The organism is Syntrophotalea acetylenivorans, from assembly GCF_001887775.1.
In the GTDB taxonomy this organism is placed as follows: domain Bacteria; phylum Desulfobacterota; class Desulfuromonadia; order Desulfuromonadales; family Syntrophotaleaceae; genus Syntrophotalea_A; species Syntrophotalea_A acetylenivorans.
This window is the reverse complement of record NZ_CP015519.1, coordinates 1,094,921-1,113,752: the sequence shown is the minus strand read 5'-3', so window position 1 is coordinate 1,113,752 and position 18,832 is coordinate 1,094,921. Positions and strand designations below refer to the sequence as shown.

At 54.4% G+C, this 18,832-nt stretch carries 14 protein-coding genes; 12 read left to right on the top strand and 2 right to left on the bottom strand.

The window, feature by feature from the left end; genetic code table 11:
* Positions 1-52 precede the first annotated feature (52 nt).
* The 8 genes from A7E78_RS05095 to A7E78_RS05060 all read left to right on the top strand — a co-directional run bounded on the left by A7E78_RS05095 (position 53) and on the right by A7E78_RS05060 (position 12,893).
* Positions 53-850 carry a hemolysin family protein gene (locus A7E78_RS05095; protein ID WP_235606798.1) on the top strand — a complete coding sequence of 266 codons (798 nt, stop codon included), beginning with the start codon at positions 53-55 and terminating at the stop codon, positions 848-850.
* Positions 850-2,379 carry an apolipoprotein N-acyltransferase gene (gene lnt, locus A7E78_RS05090; protein WP_072283220.1) on the top strand — a complete coding sequence of 510 codons (1,530 nt, stop codon included), beginning with the start codon at positions 850-852 and terminating at the stop codon, positions 2,377-2,379. Before A7E78_RS05095 ends, lnt begins: the two co-directional genes overlap by 1 nt.
* 171 nt (positions 2,380-2,550) lie before the next feature.
* Positions 2,551-3,663, top strand: coding sequence for a Glu/Leu/Phe/Val family dehydrogenase (locus A7E78_RS05085; protein ID WP_072283219.1), 1,113 nt, complete (start codon positions 2,551-2,553; stop codon positions 3,661-3,663).
* A 116-nt stretch (positions 3,664-3,779) separates the two neighbouring features.
* Positions 3,780-5,507, top strand: a complete 1,728-nt coding sequence (locus tag A7E78_RS05080; protein WP_072283218.1) for a fatty acid CoA ligase family protein — start codon at positions 3,780-3,782, stop codon at positions 5,505-5,507.
* Positions 5,508-5,986: 479 nt separating this feature from the next.
* Positions 5,987-8,032: a TOL_0244 family TonB-dependent receptor gene (locus tag A7E78_RS05075; RefSeq protein WP_158516075.1), complete on the top strand. Its 2,046-nt coding sequence runs from the start codon at positions 5,987-5,989 to the stop codon at positions 8,030-8,032.
* 14 nt (positions 8,033-8,046) lie between these two features.
* Positions 8,047-8,643 carry a YfiR family protein gene (locus tag A7E78_RS05070; RefSeq protein WP_072283216.1) on the top strand — a complete coding sequence of 199 codons (597 nt, stop codon included), beginning with the start codon at positions 8,047-8,049 and terminating at the stop codon, positions 8,641-8,643.
* Positions 8,640-10,748 (top strand): bifunctional diguanylate cyclase/phosphodiesterase, encoded by a 2,109-nt coding sequence (locus A7E78_RS05065; RefSeq protein WP_072283215.1) that lies wholly within the window; start codon positions 8,640-8,642, stop codon positions 10,746-10,748. Before A7E78_RS05070 ends, A7E78_RS05065 begins: the two co-directional genes overlap by 4 nt.
* A gap of 108 nt (positions 10,749-10,856) precedes the next feature.
* Complete coding sequence (locus A7E78_RS05060) at positions 10,857-12,893, top strand: TOL_0244 family TonB-dependent receptor (RefSeq protein ID WP_158516074.1); 2,037 nt, start codon at positions 10,857-10,859, stop codon at positions 12,891-12,893.
* A gap of 229 nt (positions 12,894-13,122) precedes the next feature.
* Here A7E78_RS05060 and lptG read toward each other — a convergent pair whose 3' ends face one another.
* Together lptG and lptF are read right to left on the bottom strand one after the other, a co-directional pair.
* Positions 13,123-14,202, bottom strand: coding sequence for an LPS export ABC transporter permease LptG (lptG, locus tag A7E78_RS05055; RefSeq protein ID WP_072283213.1), 1,080 nt, complete (start codon positions 14,200-14,202; stop codon positions 13,123-13,125).
* Positions 14,199-15,395: an LPS export ABC transporter permease LptF gene (gene lptF / locus A7E78_RS05050; RefSeq protein ID WP_072283212.1), complete on the bottom strand. Its 1,197-nt coding sequence runs from the start codon at positions 15,393-15,395 to the stop codon at positions 14,199-14,201. Before lptF ends, lptG begins: the two co-directional genes overlap by 4 nt.
* Positions 15,396-15,608: 213 nt before the next feature.
* Between lptF and rpsB the strand changes: the two genes are divergently transcribed.
* The 4 genes from rpsB to frr all read left to right on the top strand — a co-directional run bounded on the left by rpsB (position 15,609) and on the right by frr (position 18,759).
* Positions 15,609-16,403: a 30S ribosomal protein S2 gene (gene rpsB, locus A7E78_RS05045; RefSeq protein WP_072283211.1), complete on the top strand. Its 795-nt coding sequence runs from the start codon at positions 15,609-15,611 to the stop codon at positions 16,401-16,403.
* Positions 16,404-16,545: 142 nt separating this feature from the next.
* Complete coding sequence (gene tsf / locus A7E78_RS05040; protein WP_335743845.1) at positions 16,546-17,457, top strand: translation elongation factor Ts; 912 nt, start codon at positions 16,546-16,548, stop codon at positions 17,455-17,457.
* A gap of 13 nt (positions 17,458-17,470) precedes the next feature.
* Complete coding sequence (pyrH, locus tag A7E78_RS05035; RefSeq protein ID WP_072283209.1) at positions 17,471-18,196, top strand: UMP kinase; 726 nt, start codon at positions 17,471-17,473, stop codon at positions 18,194-18,196.
* 5 nt (positions 18,197-18,201) lie between these two features.
* Positions 18,202-18,759 (top strand): ribosome recycling factor, encoded by a 558-nt coding sequence (gene frr, locus A7E78_RS05030; protein WP_072283208.1) that lies wholly within the window; start codon positions 18,202-18,204, stop codon positions 18,757-18,759.
* Positions 18,760-18,832 lie beyond the last annotated feature (73 nt).

The window sequence follows — 18,832 nt, the reverse complement described above, 5'->3', positions numbered from 1 at the left end:
TGACAGTTCCGGCGATATCGCGTTTTCGAAATTGAACCTCCTGAGGCGCCTTTTGTTCGGCAGGCCGCGGGTGCGTTCCGAGGAAGAGTTGCAAGAGGTCATCAATGCTTCCGAATTGGAAGGCATTATTAATGAAGACGAAGGTGAAATGCTTCATTCCATCTTCGAATTCGGCGAAACCATGGTGCGTGAAATCATGGTCCCGCGCACGGATATGGTCTGTTGCAGTACTGAAACGACGGTTTCCGAACTGCTTGAGGCGATCATCGCTTCGGGGCATTCTCGGATTCCTATCTATCAAGGAACCACCGATCGCATCGTCGGGTTGGTCTATGCCAAGGACTTGCTTAAATACTGGGGAGTCACTGATGAAGAGGTGCGGGTCCAATCTGTGATACGCACTCCATTTTTTGTTCCTGAAACCAAAAAAATTGAGGAATTACTTAAAGAGTTTCGCACCCGCCGTGTGCATATGGCCATCGCCATCGACGAATATGGCGGCACATCCGGATTGGTAACCATTGAAGACCTGTTGGAAGAGATCGTTGGGGATATTAAGGACGAATACGATTTGGAAGAGGAATGGATAACCGCGGAAGAAGAAGGCTGGGCCTTGGTCGACTGCCGGTTGAACATCGAGGACTTTGCGGCCCACTTTGAAGTTTCGATCCCCAGAGAGCGATTTGACACTGTGGGAGGCTGGCTGGTCGATTTGCTTGGCCGGGTACCGTTGCAGAATGAACAGTTGATTGCCAACGGCTTGGCGGTCACCGTTGTGGAATGCGATGAGCGCACCTTGCGCAAAGTGCGCGTTAGACATCTGTCGGAAAATGAAGAGATGGAATCCTGATGTTGAGGGTCTTGAGGCGCCTGCCGATCGATAAGACCGATTGTTGGTCACTGTTTGCCGGCTTGTTGCTGGCCTTCTCTTTCCCCCGCCCCGACCTGGCCAGCGTCGCCTGGTTCGGTTTGGTTCCACTGTTTGTGGTCATGGAGCGGCGTCCCTTTCGCAGCGGATTTTTGGCCGGGATTGGTTTTTTCGGTCTCGTACTCTATTGGCTCAATATCGTCATGACCACCTACGGCCGCCTGCATCCGGTGTTGTCGGTGGTGGCCTATCTGCTGCTCGTTGCCTATCTGGCACTCTTTTTTGGTGGTGCAACCTGGGCTGCCAGCCGTTTTCGGCAACGGCTCGGTCTGGCACCAACCCTGACACTGCCTGTATTCTGGGTTGCCCTTGAGTTTCTGCGTTCGTTTCTGCTCAGTGGTTTTCCCTGGGCGACCCTCGGATATTCCCAGCAATCCCATTTACTGTTGATTCAATCCGCTGATTTATGCGGCCCCTATGGCTTGAGTTTTTTGCTGATCTTGAGCAATGCCACTCTCGCGGCTCTCTGGCAGGCACGGGGCCAGGGGGTTCGGAGGGACTTTCCCCGCATTGCAGTGACAGCGACGGCGCTGCTGTTTTTGGCAAACCTTGGCTACGGCACTCTCCGGCTGGCCAGCCAGCCCGACGAGCGGGAGCACACCCTGACCACGGTGCTGGCTCAGGGCTGCATCGATCAGTCGGTGAAATGGAACCCGGCCTATCAGCAACGCACCGTCGATATCTATCGCCAATTGTCCTTGCCTGCAGAGGATGGCGATGATTCTGAGCTGATTATCTGGCCGGAAAGCGCCATGCCCTTCTACTTTCAGCAGGGCGGCCCCTTGTCGGCGGCGGTGACCGATGTACCTCGCGCCAGCAGCGCTTATCTGTTGTTCGGCAGCCCGGCCTTCGAAGTGATTAACCGCCGACCCCGAAACCTGAACAGTGCGTTTCTCCTGGGTCCTGACGGCGGGGTGCTTGGCCGCAGCGACAAAGTTCATCTTGTGCCCTTTGGCGAGTATGTGCCACTAGGCCGCTTTTTGCCCTTTATTGATAAGCTGGTGGTGGGGATCGGCGATTTCGCCCCTGGCACCATCAGCCCTCTGCCCATGAACGGTCACCATCTTGGCGTATTGGTCTGTTTTGAAGGGATCTTTCCCGAGCTGGCTCGCGAATACGTGCGCCGGGGTAGCGACTTGTTGGTTAATATCACTAACGATGCCTGGTTCGGCCGTTCCTCGGCCCCCTATCAGCACTTGGCCATGTGCCGCTTTCGCGCCGTGGAAAACCGCGTATGGCTGGCACGGGCCGCGAATACCGGTATCTCTGCATTGATCTCCCCCTCTGGGCGTATCACTACCCAGTCACCACTCTTTGAGCGATTGGCTCTCAGAGGAGAGGTCGGTCTCGGCGCCCGCCCGAGTTTTTATACCCGCTACGGTGATTTGCTCCCCGCTGTGCTGCTGGTTTTATCTGGTTGGTGGCTTTGGCGCGCCCGAGGTCCCAAGTAGTAGTCCTCTACAGCTTCATCCAGCCCCTTTTTCATAATCTTTCCTTTTATTTCCAATTTCAATCTGACATCCGTACTCCCGGCAGTTGACTTTCTTCTGGCGGCGGCCAGAATTGAGGGAGAGGCTCGTTCTAAACCATTTTGGTTTTTCGGTTCGGAAAGGAGGTGTGGCATGACAGAAGTCTTCGCACTGGCGGATGAATTCGGTCCGGCCAAAATCGTCCACGTTTATGAACCGAGCATAGGCTTGAAGGGTATCCTGGTGGTCGACAACGTCGCTGCCGGCCCGGCCATCGGGGGCATGCGCATGGCGCCCGATGTCAGTCTCGAAGAGTGTTTCCGGTTGGCCCGGGCCATGAGCCTGAAGAATGCTGCAGCCGGCTTGCCCCATGGGGGCGGTAAGTCGGTGTTGTTCGGGGATCCGAAAATGGCCATCGTTCAAAAGGAATGTTTGATTCGGGCCATGGCATGTGCCTTGCGTGATTGCCGGGATTATATCTTCGGCCCTGATATGGGAACCGATGAGTCTTGTATGGCTTGGATTCATGATGAGATTGGTCGAGCCGTCGGGCTGCCGAATGAACTTGGCGGATTGCCGTTGGACGAGTTCGGCGCTACGGCCTATGGTCTGGTTCAGGCAATTGAGGTTGCCGCAGAATCCATGCGACTCGATCTCAAAGGTGCCCGGGTGGTGGTTCAGGGCTTCGGCGCAGTAGGACGTCATGCTGCCCGTATGCTGTCAGATCGAGGTGCGGTGCTTGCTGCTGCTGCCGATTCTCGAGGCGCCGTCTACGATCCGGCCGGTTTGCCGGTAGCCGAACTTATCGCTCTCAAGGAATCCGGGCGGGGGCTTAGTGATGGTGATATCGGGCAAAAACTTGACCGGGATGCGGTGATCGACATCGACAGTGATATCTGGATTCCAGCGGCTCGGCCTGATGTGCTTGATGAACACAACGTTCATCGGTTACGGACCCGACTGGTGGCACAAGGGGCGAATATTCCATTTACCCTGGGAGCAGAGGAATACCTGCACCACCGCAAAGTAATTTGTTTGCCCGATTTTATCGTTAATGCCGGTGGGGTGATCTGCGCCTCCATGGAGTTGCAGGGGGCCGGCCGCAGTCAAGCATTTCAGTCGATCAAGGAGCGTATTCGCGCCAATACCCGCAATATTGTCGAGACGGCCGAGCGAAAGAATCAGACTCTTCGGCAGGCGGCGGAAGATCTAGCTGTGGAACGCTTACGTAAGGCCATGGCCACTCGGCGGTGGTCGATATACTGAACCGGGTGGGAAATTGGCAAGGTTTTAAAATCATGGGGCGGCGTTAGCTGGGTGGTGATTCTAAGGAACGGCCAAGCAGATAAAGCGAGTATTGTCATAAACGGCATGCGTAACCTATGGGAGGCCAGTGTATGGGACAGAGCTACTACCATATGGGATCGTCTTCGCCTTTGCTGGGGGCTACCATTCCGCAGCATTTTGCATCTATAGCAAGGCGTTTCCCTTTCCGGGAGGCCTTCGTCTCACGCCATCAGCAAAGACGCATGACCTATAGGCAACTGGAGGAGTCGGTTGACCGGCTGGCCCGGGGCCTGCTCGGCCTCGGATTTGTGCGGGGAGAACGGATCGGCATTTGGGCCACTAATCAGGCCGAGTGGTTGTTGTTGCAGTTGGCCGCGGCCCGTATCGGGGTGGCTCTGGTAGCGATCAATCCCGGCTATCGCCGGCAGGAGCTGGCTCATGCTCTGGATCGTTCAGAGCTTCACGGCCTGTTTACCATCCCTGTTTTTCGTTCCAGTGATTATCTGGCCATGCTCCAAGAGCTAATACCAGAGCTCGAAGGTGATTGCCGACAGCTTACCTGCGAAGCCTTCCCCCTTTTGCGGCGGGTGGTGCTGTTTGACCCTATAGATGCCGAAAACACTTTCCGGCCCTTAAGGGGTCTGACCGTTTGGCAGGAAGTGCTGCAAGCGGCTGAATCGATAACACAAGAGCAACTCGAAGCATCGACTGCGGATCTTGATCGAGACGATGCCATCGCACTGCTCTATACTTCAGGCAGCCGAGGTTTTCCCAAGACCGCGGTCCTCTCTCATCATAATCTGCTCAATAACGCCTGGTTCTCAGCACAACGCATGCATTTCAGCGAGCACGACCGCCTTTGCACGCCGGTACCTTTCTACCATTGCTTCGGCATGGTGCTGGCCAACCTGCTCAGTCTTTCGGTGGGCGCCTGCATCGTCCTGCCTGGGGAATACTTTGACCCTTTGGCAGCTTTGCAAACGGTGCAGGAAGAGTCTTGTACTGCCATCTATGGCGTGCCGACCATGTTTGTTGCCGAATTGGAACATTCCCGGTTTAACGAATTCGATTTGACCAGCCTGCGCACCGGTATCATGGGCGGAGCACCCTGCCCGCCGGAGCTGGTGCGGCGGGTTATGGCACAGATGCATTGTCCTGAGATTCTCATCGGCTACGGCATGACCGAGGCCTCGCCCATCACTCACCTGACGGCTGTGGAAGACCCCCTGTCGGTGCGCGTCGAAACCGTCGGCCGCAATCTACCCCACCAGGAAGTCAAGATTATCGATCCGGACAGCGGTCGCACCCAGCCGGTGGGCGAGGTTGGGGAAATCTGTTTCCGGGGTTATCATATCGCCAAGGGTGGCTATTATGGTGAACCGAAGGCCACTGCTGAGGCCATCGATAGTGACCGGTGGCTCCATTCCGGCGACCTTGGCGCCATGGACGAAAATGGCTATGTGCGTATCACCGGTCGCCGCAAGGAGATTATCATCCGCGGCGGGGAGAATATCTCCCCCTGGCAGATCGAGCAGCGCCTGCTCGCTCATCCGGCGGTTGCCGAAGTGGCGGTGTTCGGCGTGCCTGATGAATTTTATGGCGAGGAGATCATGGCCTGGGTTCGGCTTAAGGAAGGAGGCAGCAGCAGTGAAGATGAGTTGCGAACCTGGTGCAAGACCGGCCTGGCTCATTTCAAGGTGCCTCGTTACATCCGGTTGGTGGAGTGTTTTCCCATGACCGGCAGCGGCAAGTTGCAAAAGGTACGGATGCGAGAAGAGGCCCTGACTCTCTTGAGGCGGGAGTCCTCAGAAACAAAAAACTGAATTAAAGATATTTTTGAGATAACTGGCCCCTTTTATGTTGCCAGCAAAGATAAGAATAAGAAGGAAAACAGCGGCCTGCGCATTGCGCAGGCCGCTGTTTTTTCGAATGTTTCAAACAGGCTTGAAGATGTGGCAAAGGTGTGGCATGCCCCAGATTCGGTGCCACACCTTTGTGGCACGCCACGAGGCCTTGGGTGGTGGATGCGGAAAATTTCCTGGGTTTTCTATAGGAAAAACCTTTTTTGGGCCATTAATAAGCTTCTTTTTCTGACCTGTCTTAAGGCGTGTTTGTAACAAATTGTTTAGAAATAGAAGGGTTTCTGGTTTCGTGGGTGGATTTTGCAATCCCTTTTGGAAGGGCGCGTATTGGATTGTGCCCAATTTTTGTCCAGAACAGGTATGGTTTTTGCGATTTACTTAAAGCGCATAATTTCCATGACTCTGGTTTTTACCTCTTGTGGTTTGGGATGGAGAACACTTTGATTCGACCTCTGTCTATACTGATCGTTTTTCTCGGCTGTTTATTTCTGCTGCCGGGTACTGTTCAGGCCTTGTCCGGCAGCGATCTGATGAACCTCAGTCTGGAAGAACTGATGGAGGTGGAAGTTACCTCTGTTGGGCGTAAGCTGCAAAAGGTCAGCGAGGCGCCAGCAGCAGTGTACGTTATTCACCAGGAGGACATTCGCCGCTCAGGCGTCACCAGCATCCCCGAAGCTCTGCGCCTGGCACCGGGGCTCAGTGTCGCTCGCATCGATGGCAGCAGCTGGGCCGTGGCCAGTCGTGGCTTCAACGGCCGCTTCCTCAACAAGTTGCAGGTGCTGATCGACGGTCGCAGCGTCTATTCGCCGCCCTTTTCCAACGTGCACTGGGACATGCAGGATACCCTGCTCGACGACATCGAGCGCATCGAAGTAGTGCGCGGTCCCGGCGGCACCCTGTGGGGGGCCAACGCGGTCAACGGCGTGATCAATATCATCACCAAGAGAGCCAGGGATACACAAGGAACCCTGGTCAAGGTCGGTTTCGGGACCGAGGAAGAGGGCTTTGCCGCCCTGCGATACGGCGGCAAGCTAAGTGAACGCGCCGATTACCGGACCTTCGTCAAGTATTTCAACCGCGGATCTCTGCATAAAAGGGATTACGGCATCCTGGGTCCAGGTGAGGCCCACGATGACTGGAACGCCTTTCGCGGAGGATTCCGACTGGATGGCGCTGTGGGGAATCGGGACGATTTTACCCTACAGGGTGAGATCTACAGCGGCACCGATGGGCAAATGGATCAGCTCTGGCCCCTGGATCCGGACGTTTCCTACAACCAGCGCGTCGTCTCCGATACTCCCTACGCCGGCGGCTTTGTGCTGGCCCACTGGCAGCGTCAACTGGCCGACGGCGGCGATCTGGCTCTGCAGGCCTACTACGATCGCAGCTATCGCGATGAGCAGGCTCTCGGAAAAATCGAGTGGGACGTATTCGATGTGGACTTTCAGCACCGTTTCTTCCTTGGCCAACGTCAGGAGTTGCTCTGGGGGCTGGGTTATCGCCTGATCCGGGATGAGGTTGAAGATGGCGATCTGGTCACCTTCAACGACAATTCCGCTAACGATCAACTGTTTAGCTTCTTCGTGCAGGATGAAATTTCGCTGGTACCCGACAAACTGCGCCTGCTACTCGGCTCCAAGTTCGAGCACAACGACTATACCGGCGTTGAAATCCAGCCGAACGCCCGCCTGGTCTGGACCCCGAGCAAACAGCATACCCTGTGGGGAGCCGTCTCCCGCGCGGTGCGCACCCCCTCCCGTATGGAACATAGCGGTGATGTTCTGTACACCGTGTTGCAGCCCAACCTGTTTTTTCCCAGTCCTTTGCCCATCAAGGTAGTAATCGCCGGCAGCAAGGACTTCGACTCGGAAAAGAGCCTCTCTTACGAACTGGGCTACCGTTTCATGCCAGGGGCCGGGTTCAGCCTCGACACGGCACTGTTCTACACCCGTTACCGGGATCACCGGTCGGCCGAGACTCTTCCCCCGGTCTTTGCCCCTACGCCAATCAACCATTTAATATTTACCCTTGAAGAGGAAAACAAGCTGGAAGGGGAGGCCTGGGGTTTCGAGATGGCCGTTGACTGGCGTGTGCGCCCCTGGTGGCGTTTGCAGGGCAACTACAGTCTACTGAAGCTGAACCTTAGTCCCGCAAGCAACAGCAATGACTATATCAGTAGCTGGCTCTATGAGGAATCCAGCCCGCAACAGCAGTGTTCGCTGCGCTCCTCTTTCGACCTGGGCCGCCACTGGGATCTTGACCTGTGGCTTCGCTATGTCGATGAGGTTAGAGTCTACTTCACCGATGTGGATGATTACCTCACTTTTGACATGCGTCTGGCATGGCGTCCTGCAGCTGGCTTGGAACTGGCCCTTATCGGTCAAAATCTACTCGAGGATGAGCACCCCGAATTCCAGGTGGAGTTCGGCCGGGCAGGGACCAACGTCCCCCGCGGCTTTTACGGCCAGATCAAGTGGGAGTTTTGAGAGCTATGGCGAGAATGACGATACGACATAGTTCTTGGGGAAGACGACTGCTGGCTTTTGTTCTTTTGACCCTGTTGCTTTTATCGGCGGGGGTCGTGCCCTCGGATGCCCTTGAACCGGCGCCGGAGGATGCGGTCAAGGCGGCGATGCTTTACAACTTCGTACAGTTCGTGCGCTGGCCGAACAGTTTTGTGCCGGCGGAGCAGGAGTTGGTTCTGGGCATTCTAGGTCGGGACTCGTTGCAGGAATGGCTGCTCGACCTGGCGTTGGAGGGCGACCGTGGCGGTTCGCTCAAGACGGTGGAGCTCGACTCTTTGCACGATCTCAGTGCTCAAAAGCACACCCTTCATGTGCTGTACATTGGCCGCACGGCGCATCAGGACCTGCAGGCTGTCCTTCGCGTTCTCGATGGCGTCCCGGTACTCACCGTGAGCGACGACGAACTGTTCATCAAGCAGGGCGGCATGATGAACTTTGTGCGCCAGAACAGCCGCATCCGTTTCGATCTCAATCTCGATGCCGCCGCCAAAGGTCGGCTCAAAATCAGTTCCCGTCTCTACGGCCTGGCACGGCTGATCGTCAAGGACGACGTAACCCAGGAGGGACGATGAAAACTCTGCTGGCAAATCTCGATAAGCTGTCGATCCGTATCAAACTGACAATAATCATTACCGGCATCAGCCTTGTGGTCCTGCTGAGCCTGTTCGTGGTTTCGGTGTTTACCCAGCGTGGCATGCTACGTGAAGCCCTCAAAAATGAGGTACAGATTCTCGCCGAGGACATGTCGCGCAATTGCTCTCCGGCGTTGGTCTTTGACGACCGCCAGGCTGCAGGCGAAACCCTTGCCACCCTGCAAAGCAAGTCGCAAGTCGCTTTCGGTTCTATTGTGACCGTTGGCGGCGAAATGTTCGCCAAGTACCAGCGGAGAGCCGATCTGGTGCTGCCCGAAAATCTTTATCTGCACATGCCCATCGGAGCTAAAAGCAAGTCGTTTTTTGCCGGCAATTTTTTGAAGGTTTCGCAGCCGATCACCTTCAACGGCGAGCAGATCGGTACTCTGAACATCTGTGCAAGCTTGGATAGGACCCGCAAGATTTTGCTGCGCTACGTTACTCTTGGCATGATTAGCCTGGCCGGCGCCGTGCTACTCGCCTGGCTGCTGGCTCTGCGGCTGCAGCGCCTGATTTCCCGGCCTATCGAAAGCCTGGCAAGCACCATGCTCACCGTTTCCTCTGAGCAGGATTATTCCCGGCGGGTTGCTATGGAACGTAGGGACGAACTCGGCACCCTGGTGGAAAATTTCAATGGCATGCTCAACCAGATTCAAATGCGGGATGCAGAACTGCAGGAGAAACAGGATCGCCTGAATTACCTGGCTCACCACGATCCTTTGACCGGCCTGGCCAACCGATTGCTGTTCAATGACCGGCTGCACCATGCCCTGACTAATGCCAGGCGACTGAACAGCAGGGTGGCTCTACTCTTTATCGACCTCGATCGTTTCAAAAATGTTAACGATTCCCTAGGGCATAAGACCGGAGACCTTTTACTCAAAGAGGTGGCTTCGCGGCTTGCCTCAATCACCCGCGCTAACGATACCCTGGCCCGTCTTGGGGGCGACGAATTCGTCATTGTCAGCGAACAGACCTCGGGGTATCCGGGTATTACCACCCTGGCGCAAAAGGTTCAACAGGCCTTGAGTTGGCCGCTGCAGGTCGGCCGTCAGGAACTGTTCGTCTCCGGCAGTGTCGGGGTCAGTGTGTTTCCCGAAGACGGCGAAAATGTCGAGAGTCTGATGCAATGCGCCGATGTGGCCATGTACCAGGCCAAGGAGTTGGGGCGCAACAACTATCAGTTCTTCACCTCGGGCATGACCGAACGGGCACAGGAATCCCTTGAGATGGAGAACAAGCTGCGTAAGGCCTTGGATAACCAGGAACTGCTGCTTCATTACCAGCCGCAGGTCGATATGGCAAGCGGGGCGATTATCGGTATGGAAGCCCTGCTGCGTTGGCAGCATCCGGTTATGGGGTTGGTGTCGCCCGGTAAATTTATCCCCCTGGCCGAGGAAACAGGATTGATTCTGCCGATAGGCAAATGGGTGTTGCAGGAGGCCTGTAGGCAGGCGGTGCTCTGGCAGCAGGCCGGCTATCCGGCCTGGACCATGGCAGTGAATATATCAGCAAAACAGTTCTGGCAGGCTGATCTTGTCGATACAATCGGTCAGGCGTTGGAGGAATCGGGTTTCGATTCGGGCTTGCTAGAGCTGGAGATCACTGAAAGCGCCATAATGCAGGATGCGGAAAAAGCCATTGATACCATGCTCAGGATTCGAGAACGGGGGATCAAGCTAGCTATCGACGATTTCGGTACCGGTTACTCGTCCTTGAGTTGTCTGCGTCGGTTTCCGCTGTCGAAGCTGAAGATCGACCGTTCCTTCACCAACGATATCTTGGATGGTGAAGATCGCGGTGCGATTGCTGAGGGCATCATGGCTTTGGCCCGTACCCTCAAGCTTGATGTTATTGCCGAGGGGATTGAAAAAGCTGAGCAGATGGAGTTTCTGCTGGCCAAGGGCTGTACGGAGGGCCAGGGATTTCATCTCGGCCGGCCCATGCCGGCTGAAGGATTGGCGGATTATTACCTGCAAAAAGTCTCTCTGACTAGTTGTGCAAACGTAGTTAGCCAATCGGCCTGGGTCCATGGGCCTGCTTGAAGGATAGGGGCTGCCGGAATAATTTCTAATACCGATTTGTCGTTATAAAACATCTGACCTTTATCACTGTAATTAATAATAATGGTTCGATCTGGGGAGGGAAGGGGTTTGAAAACCTCTCAAAAATTCTTGAAACTACTGTTGTTGGTGCTCTGCGTGCTGGCGACACCCGCTTCGGGATGGACCTACTCGGAAGCCGATCTCATGGCTTTGAGCCTGGAGGAACTGACTCGCCTGGAGGTCACCTCCGTTAGCCGCAAGTCGCAGAAAGTCAGCGAGGCGGCCGCAGCAGTGTTTGTCATTACTCAGCAAGACATTCGCCGCTCGGGTGTGACCAGCATCCCCGAGGCCCTGCGTATGGCGCCGGGGCTTACCGTTGCGCGTATCGACGGCAGCAAGTGGGCCATTTCCAGCCGTGGCTTCAATGGGCGCTTCGCCAATAAACTGCTGGTACTAATCGATGGCCGCAGTGTCTATTCGCAGCTCTTTTCCGGTGTCTATTGGGATGTGCAGGATACTTTGCTCGATGATGTCGAACGTATCGAGGTGATTCGCGGTCCCGGCGCTACCCTGTGGGGGGCCAATGCGGTCAACGGGGTGATCAACGTCATTACCAAGAAGGCCAGGGATACCCAGGGCACACTGCTCAAGGCCGGTTACGGTACCGAAGAGGAGGGTTTCGCCGCTCTGCGCTACGGCGGCAAGGCCGGTGATCGGTCCTATTACCGGGCTTTTGTCAAATATTTCAATCGGGACCATCTGGACAGTTACGGTGGCGGCAGCGCCAACGACGACTGGAACGCTTTTCGTGGCGGCTTTCGCCTCGATGTCACACCGGGGCACCGGGACGAATTCACCCTGCAGGGGGAGGTTTACAGCGGTACCGAAGGTCAACAGGACCAGATCTATGTCTGGGACCCACTGCTCAACTACCAGTCCACCCCTGTCTCCGATACTAAATTCTCTGGCGGTCATCTGCTGGCCCGCTGGCAACGGCAGTTGAACGAAACTGATGACTTTGTGCTGCAGGCCTATTTCGATCACAGCTATCGGGATGAAGAGGTACTTCTCAAGGAAACTCGCGACATCTTCGATATCGACTTTCAGCACCGTTTTGATTTGGGGAAACGGCATGAATTGTTCTGGGGGCTGGGCTATCGTTTGACCACGGACGATCTGGAGTCGGCAGAGATTGTCATGGTCGAAGATGAAGCGCGATCAGACCAACTGTTCAGCTTCTTTTTCCAAGATGAAATGACCCTGTTGCCCGACAAGTTGCGCCTGCTGGTCGGATCCAAGTTCGAGCACAATGATTATACCGGCTTCGAGTACCAGCCTAACGCACGCCTGATCTGGACGCCGAATTCTCGCCAATCTTTATGGGGATCCGTTTCCCGGGCCGTGCGTACCCCGTCACGGTTAGAGGATAGCGGCGATATTTTTTATCGGTTGATTCCACCCATGGGGGGCAACCCCTTTCCCACCAAGCTGGTTGTATACGGACAGGACTCTTATGAATCGGAAAAGAGTCTCTCGTACGAACTTGGCTATCGTTATCTGCCTGGTGGCGGTTTTAGCATCGACACCGCCCTGTTCTACACCGACTATTGGGATCACCGTTCCGGAGAAGCTCTTGACCCGTTCCCGGTGGGTACTTTTCCCTTCTATGACTATTGGCTTGCCGGTTATGCGGAGGACAACAAACTGGAGGCAAAAAACTGGGGCTTGGAAATGTCTGTTGACTGGCGGGTGCGGGACTGGTGGCGTTTGCAAGGTAACTACACACTGCTCAAAGTAAACCTTGGGGCCGAAAGCGGCAGCAGCGATGACTTCAGTGATCTGGTCTATGAGGATTCCAGCCCGCAGCAGCAATGGTCGTTGCGCTCCTCCTTCGATCTGGGACGCAATTGGGAACTGGATTTGTGGTTGCGCTATGTCGACCGTATCACCGTCACTTATACGGAGATTGACGATTACTACGGCCTGGATATGCGGTTGGCCTGGCAACCGACCGAGGGGGTGGAACTGGCCTTGATCGGGCAGAATCTGCTCGAATCCAATCATCAGGAGTTTCAGACAGAAATGGGCACCATCCCGACGGCGGTGCCCCGCGGCTTCTACGGTCAGGTCAAGTGGCAGTTCTGAGAATTGCGGCGGGACTGGCTGCTGAGGTGAGCCGTGTGTGGGAAGTTTCCGGTGCCGGTCCTGCTGCCTCGTGCCCGTGGACCCGAAAATGCCTTCGCGCTGAGGTTTCAGAGAGGGGTGAGAAGGTGAGGTAAGGCTCGCGAGAACTCTGGTGATTAATTGAAACGCCGATCTTCATGCTGGGAAGATCGGCGTTTTTGCGTCTGGGGCAAAAAATTAAAAAGGGCAATCAGCTGTCGGTGCCAAGGAAAAGCCAACAGCCGAAGAGGAAGAAAAGCAGGTTCGCCGACCAGGCTGCCAGGGCGGGGGGCAGGGCAGAAGAATAACCGAAGGCGAGCAAGATAGCCTGAAGAATGAAATAGACAACGCCGATCATTACGCTCATGGCAATACCGAGGGCGAGACCGCTGTCACGTCCTTTGCGCAAGGCAAAGGGGATGCCGAGAAAGGCCATAATCAAGCTGGCAAAGGGGGTTGCCAGGCGGGCATGCATATCAACTTCAAAACGGGTTGAATTATAGCCTTCAGCCCGTAGTTTGGAAGCCAGTGAGCGCAGTTCACGGTAGCCAAGATCCTCATTGCGCTTGCTCCCGGGAACACGAAAGTCCTCGGGCGTGAGCTTCAGGTCAATCGCCTGGTCATTGCCTGTTTGGCTGGCGACCAGGTTGCCGCTGGCGAATCGTCGCTCGATCAGTGACTCGGCTTCCCAGTGTCCGTTGACATAAGAGGCTTTGGGGATATCGCTGCGACCTATTAATTTAAAGGAATGATCAAAGTCATAAAGGGTCACCCCCTGCAATTGCCCTTTTTCGGCTTCGGCCAAGCGAATATTGACTATCTTGCTGCCCTCGCGCAACCAGATACGGCTTCGTTTAAAGACACCAACGGGGCGTCCCTGAACTTTGCTGGTGTAGATGTTGTTGGCTTGCTTAACGCACCTGGGTACAAGATATTCGTAAGCCAGTAATGATAAGAGTGAAATCAACAGGCCGGTGATAAGGAGTGGCAGGGTGATGCGTAGCAAGCTGATACCGGCACTGTGCATAGCTGTTAGTTCATTGGTGCGGGAAAACCCGCCCAGGGTCATGAAGACAGCCAGCAAGCAGGCCAGAGGGACTACTTGCACAGCAATGAAAGGAACTTTTAGAGCAAAGTAACTCAGATAAAGATGCGCTGCCGCACTGTGTTCTATAAAATTATCGACTCTCTCAAAAAAGTCGACCAGCAGATAAAGGCCGACAAATGCGGCTAATGCCAGGCCGAAAATACGAAAGAAGGTTCCGAGGATATAGCGGCTGATCAGGGTCAAGGCTGGCCTCCTCTGCGAAAAAAGCCGCGGAATATCCCAAATAATGCACCGAACGTGCGTTCAAATATGGTTACAGGGCGTTCAATGGCAGCTCGATATAGCAAATAAAGCCCGGAGAGAAGAAAACAGAGGTTGGGTATCCAGAGTGTGGCTGCCGGCCAGCCGGCATCCGCTACCAGGGTGTCGGCAAAGGAAAGCAGCAGGTAATAACAGAGAAAGACCCCTAAGGCCAAAGCGAAATTCCCTCCGCGACCGCTACGATGGGGTTGAATCCCGAGAGGGACGCCGAGCAGGGCAAAGAGGAGTGGGGCCGCAGGCAGAACCATTCGCGTATGGAGCTCGGCAAGCAGATCCTGACGCTTTTCTGTAGATGCGGTTTCAATTGAGCTACGCAACTCCGTCAAGCTAAGTTCTTTATTCTTACGCCGCCTCTTCTTAGCAGCGCTAGACTGCTTTTCCAGGTCGAGGTTGACATCGTATTTGCTGAAACCCAGAACCTGGTAGGTGCTTGTTTCGGTCCCGTTTGCCTTGTTTTGTGGTTGCCTGTGCATGGTGCCTTCTTCAAGCCTCAACAATAATTTCTGGTTAAGGCTGTCGGAGACCAAGCGACCCTTATCCGCCATGATGATGGTGGGAGCAGAGCTGTCGCGTTCATCGGAGATAAAAACCTGTCGCATGGTGCCACTGCGATCATCGATTTGATTAGCGTACAGCACCAGACCATCGAACTCGTCGTTAAAAACCTGGGACTGTAAGCCCACGGAAGCGTGGCTTGCGGCAATATCGAAAAGTTGTTGGCGAAAAAAGGTTTCACTGGCTGGCCGCAGATAGAGGGTCATTGCCGCGGTAAGCAGGCAGGCCGGCAGACTCAACAGCAGGATGGGCCTGGCCATCTGGTAGAGGCTGATTCCGCTCGATTTAAGGGCCAGAATTTCACGGTCAGCAGATAATCGGCCAAAGCCGAGCATCACCCCAAGCAGAAAAGCCAACGGAATGGTCAGAACCAGGAACGTTGGCAATATGCTGAGGAAAAGCCGGGCGATGTCAAGCAGGGGAATGCCCTTGTTGATGACCAATTCAACGAGGTTGAGCAATCTGCCCAACAGCAGCACAAAGGTAAAAACCACCAACCCCAGCAACATAGGAAAAGCGGTTTCTTTGAGTAGATAACGATGGATTCGAATAGTTGACATAGCTGCTCATATTAATACAGTTTTTACGACCTTGCAAACGAGAATCCTGGCCATTTTTGTCCTTGCCATGAAGGGACATCCGTGTTAAATACACGTGTTGTTCAAAACAGCACGCGTCTGGACCCGTTTCAGTGGTGCCCTGCTATGGTGCGGGGTTCTGGCGGGAAGGAAGGACGCGGAAGAATTTAACCGTATGTATTAAGGAGAGAAGTAATGGCACAGATTACCATGAAGCAACTGCTCGAGGCCGGGGTTCATTTCGGTCACCAGACCAAACGCTGGAACCCGAAAATGAAGCCGTATATCTTCGGCGCACGCAACGGTATTTATATTATCGACCTGCAGAAGACGGTACGCTATTTCAAAGAGGCTTACAGCTTTTTGCGTGAAACCGTACAGAACGGTGAAAAAGTGCTGTTTGTCGGCACCAAAAAACAAGCCCAGGACGCCGTTCGCGAAGAAACCGAGCGTGCAGGACAGTACTATATCGACAACCGTTGGTTGGGCGGCATGCTGACCAACTTCAGCACCATCAAGCGCAGCATCGAGCGTCTGAAGAAGATCGAAACCATGTCCAAGGACGGCACCTACGACCTTCTGATCAAAAAAGAAGTTCTCGGTCTGGAACGGGAGCGGGCCAAGCTTGAAAAAAGCCTCGGCGGCATCAAGAACATGACCAAGCTTCCCGGCGCTATTTTCGTTATCGATCCGAAAAAAGAAACCATTGCCGTCAAAGAAGCCCGAAAGTTGGGTATCCCGGTAGTTGCCGTGGTCGACACCAACTGCGATCCTGACGACATCGATTATATTATTCCCGGCAACGACGATGCCATCCGTGCGATTCGTCTTTTTGCCGCTCGCATGGCCGATGCTTGCGAGGAAGGTGAGCAGGCTCGTCAGGCTGCGCTCCGTGCCGACCAGGATGAGGCCGAGGCAGCTGGTGAAACACCAGAGGTTGCCGAGGTGGCCCCAGAGGCTCCCGTTGAGGAATCTGGCGACAAGGCATAAGAACAGTTTATAGGCAGTTAATGGGCGGCCAGGGATGCTGGCCGCCTTTTTTCTAACTATCATTAGGTTTGTTTACTAATTATAGGCCCGCAGAATGTTGTTCGATATTCTGGTTGGCCAACGAATACTGGAGGAGGTTACAGTGGCGAAAATTTCTGCATCGATGGTTTCTGAGTTGCGCGCCAAGACTGGCGCAGGGATGATGGATTGCAAAAAGGCTCTTACCGAAGTTGATGGCGATATTGATAAGGCTGTCGATATTTTGCGCAAAAAAGGGCTTTCGGCCGCTGCTAAAAAGGCAGGTCGCGCTGCCGCCGAAGGACTGATTGTTGCCGATGGTGCAGGTAACAGCGGTGTTCTGGTAGAAGTCAATGCTGAAACTGACTTTGTTGCCAAAAACGATGGTTTCGTTAGTTTTGCCAAAGGTGTCGCCGAAACTGCGCTGAAGGACGCACCGGCAGACATGGAAGCACTGCTCGCTTGCCAGTTCCCCGGTACCGGTCGGACCGTTGCCGAGGAACAGACTCATCAGGTAGCTACCATCGGCGAGAATATCAACGTTCGTCGGTTTAGCCGTTTCGAGGTGCCCGCCGGTAAGGTGGTCAGCTATATTCACGGCATTGGCAAGATCGGGGTTATGGTTGAATTGGCGACCGACAGTGCTGACGACAAGGTTGCGGCGCTTGGTCGCAATCTGGCTATGCATGTAGCCGCCGCCAACCCTCAATATCTCAACCGTAATTCAGTACCTGCTGAAGTGGTTGAAAAAGAAAAAGAGATCATGCGCGCCAAAGCCAAAGACAGCGGCAAGCCTGACAATATCATCGAGAAGATTATTCTCGGTCAGATCAATAAGTTCTTTGGTGAAATCTGCCTTCTCGAGCAGGCCTATGTTATCGACCCCGACTTGAAGGTTGGCAAGGTTGTCGAGGCCCTGGCCAAGGAACTTGGTACTGAAATCACTTTGCCCCGTTATGAGCGTTTCCAGCTTGGCGAAGGGGTAGAAAAACGGGCTGATGACTTTGCTGCCGAAGTAGCGGCAATGACCAAATAACTGAAAGGGCGCTATGGCTGACCAAGGACCGCGTTATGGAAGGATTCTTCTCAAGCTGAGCGGCGAGGCTTTGGCGGGGGACCGAGGCTACGGCATCGATCCTGCCGTTCTCTCCGGGCTTGCGACCGAGATCAGCGAAGTGCTGGCGCTCGGTGTACAGGTTGCCGTGGTTATCGGTGGCGGAAATATCTTTCGTGGAATGGCTGCCGCGTCCAGTGGTATGGACCGTGCCGGCGCCGATCATGTGGGAATGCTGGCTACGATCATGAACAGTCTGGCTTTGCAGGATGCTCTGGAACAAATCGGAGTGGACACGCGTGTGCAGACTGCCATTGAGATGAAAGAGGTTGCAGAACCTTATATCCGCCGCCGTGCCTTGCGTCATTTGGAAAAGGGCCGAGTGGTAATTCTTGGTGGTGGGACTGGAAACCCTTATTTTACCACCGATACCGCGGCCAGTCTGCGTGCCATGGAAATCGGTGCAGAGGTTATTCTTAAAGCGACCAAGGTCGATGGGGTTTATAGTTCCGATCCGGTTAAGGATAAAGATGCGGTTCGTTACCCTGAGTTGACCTATCTTGATGTGTTGAAAAAAGGCCTTAAGGTCATGGATGCCACGGCCACCTCTTTGTGCATGGATAACGACCTGCCTATCATCGTCTTTCAACTGAGTTGCCGGGGGAACATCAAGAAAGTTGTTCTCGGTGAGAACATCGGCACTATAGTCAAAGGAGAGTGATTGTTATGTCCAGCTCTGTCATGAACGCTGCCAAAAAGGCCATGGAGAAGTCCATCGAAGCTCAGAAAAAGGAGCTGCAGCGAGTACGTACCGGCCGTGCCTCTGTTTCGCTGCTCGATGAGGTTATGGTCGATTACTACGGAACTCCGACGCCCTTGAACCAAGTGGGCACCCTGGCTGTTCCCGAAGCGCGTTTAATCACTATTCAGCCGTGGGAAAAAAACCTCATCCCTGAAATAGAGAAGGCTATATTTAAGGCCGACCTCGGTCTGAATCCTGCTTCTGATGGACAGTTGGTGCGAATCAATATCCCGCCTTTGACCGAAGAGCGCCGTAAAGAGATGGTCAAAGTGGTGCGTCGCATGGCTGAAGATACCAAGGTGGCTATTCGCAATGCACGGCGTGATGCCAACGAAGCCTTGAAAAAACTTCAGAAGGACAAGGAAATTACCGAAGACGACCAGAAGCGTGGCGAAAAGGAGATTCAGGATCTTACGGATCAATACGTGACGCTGGCCGATGAGGTGGTTGACAAAAAAGAAAAGGAAATCATGGAGATCTGACAAGGTCCTCGCTACACCGGGCTGACAAGGTTTTTATCTTTTCGGCAGGGGTGTTTCTTGATTCTATCACGCA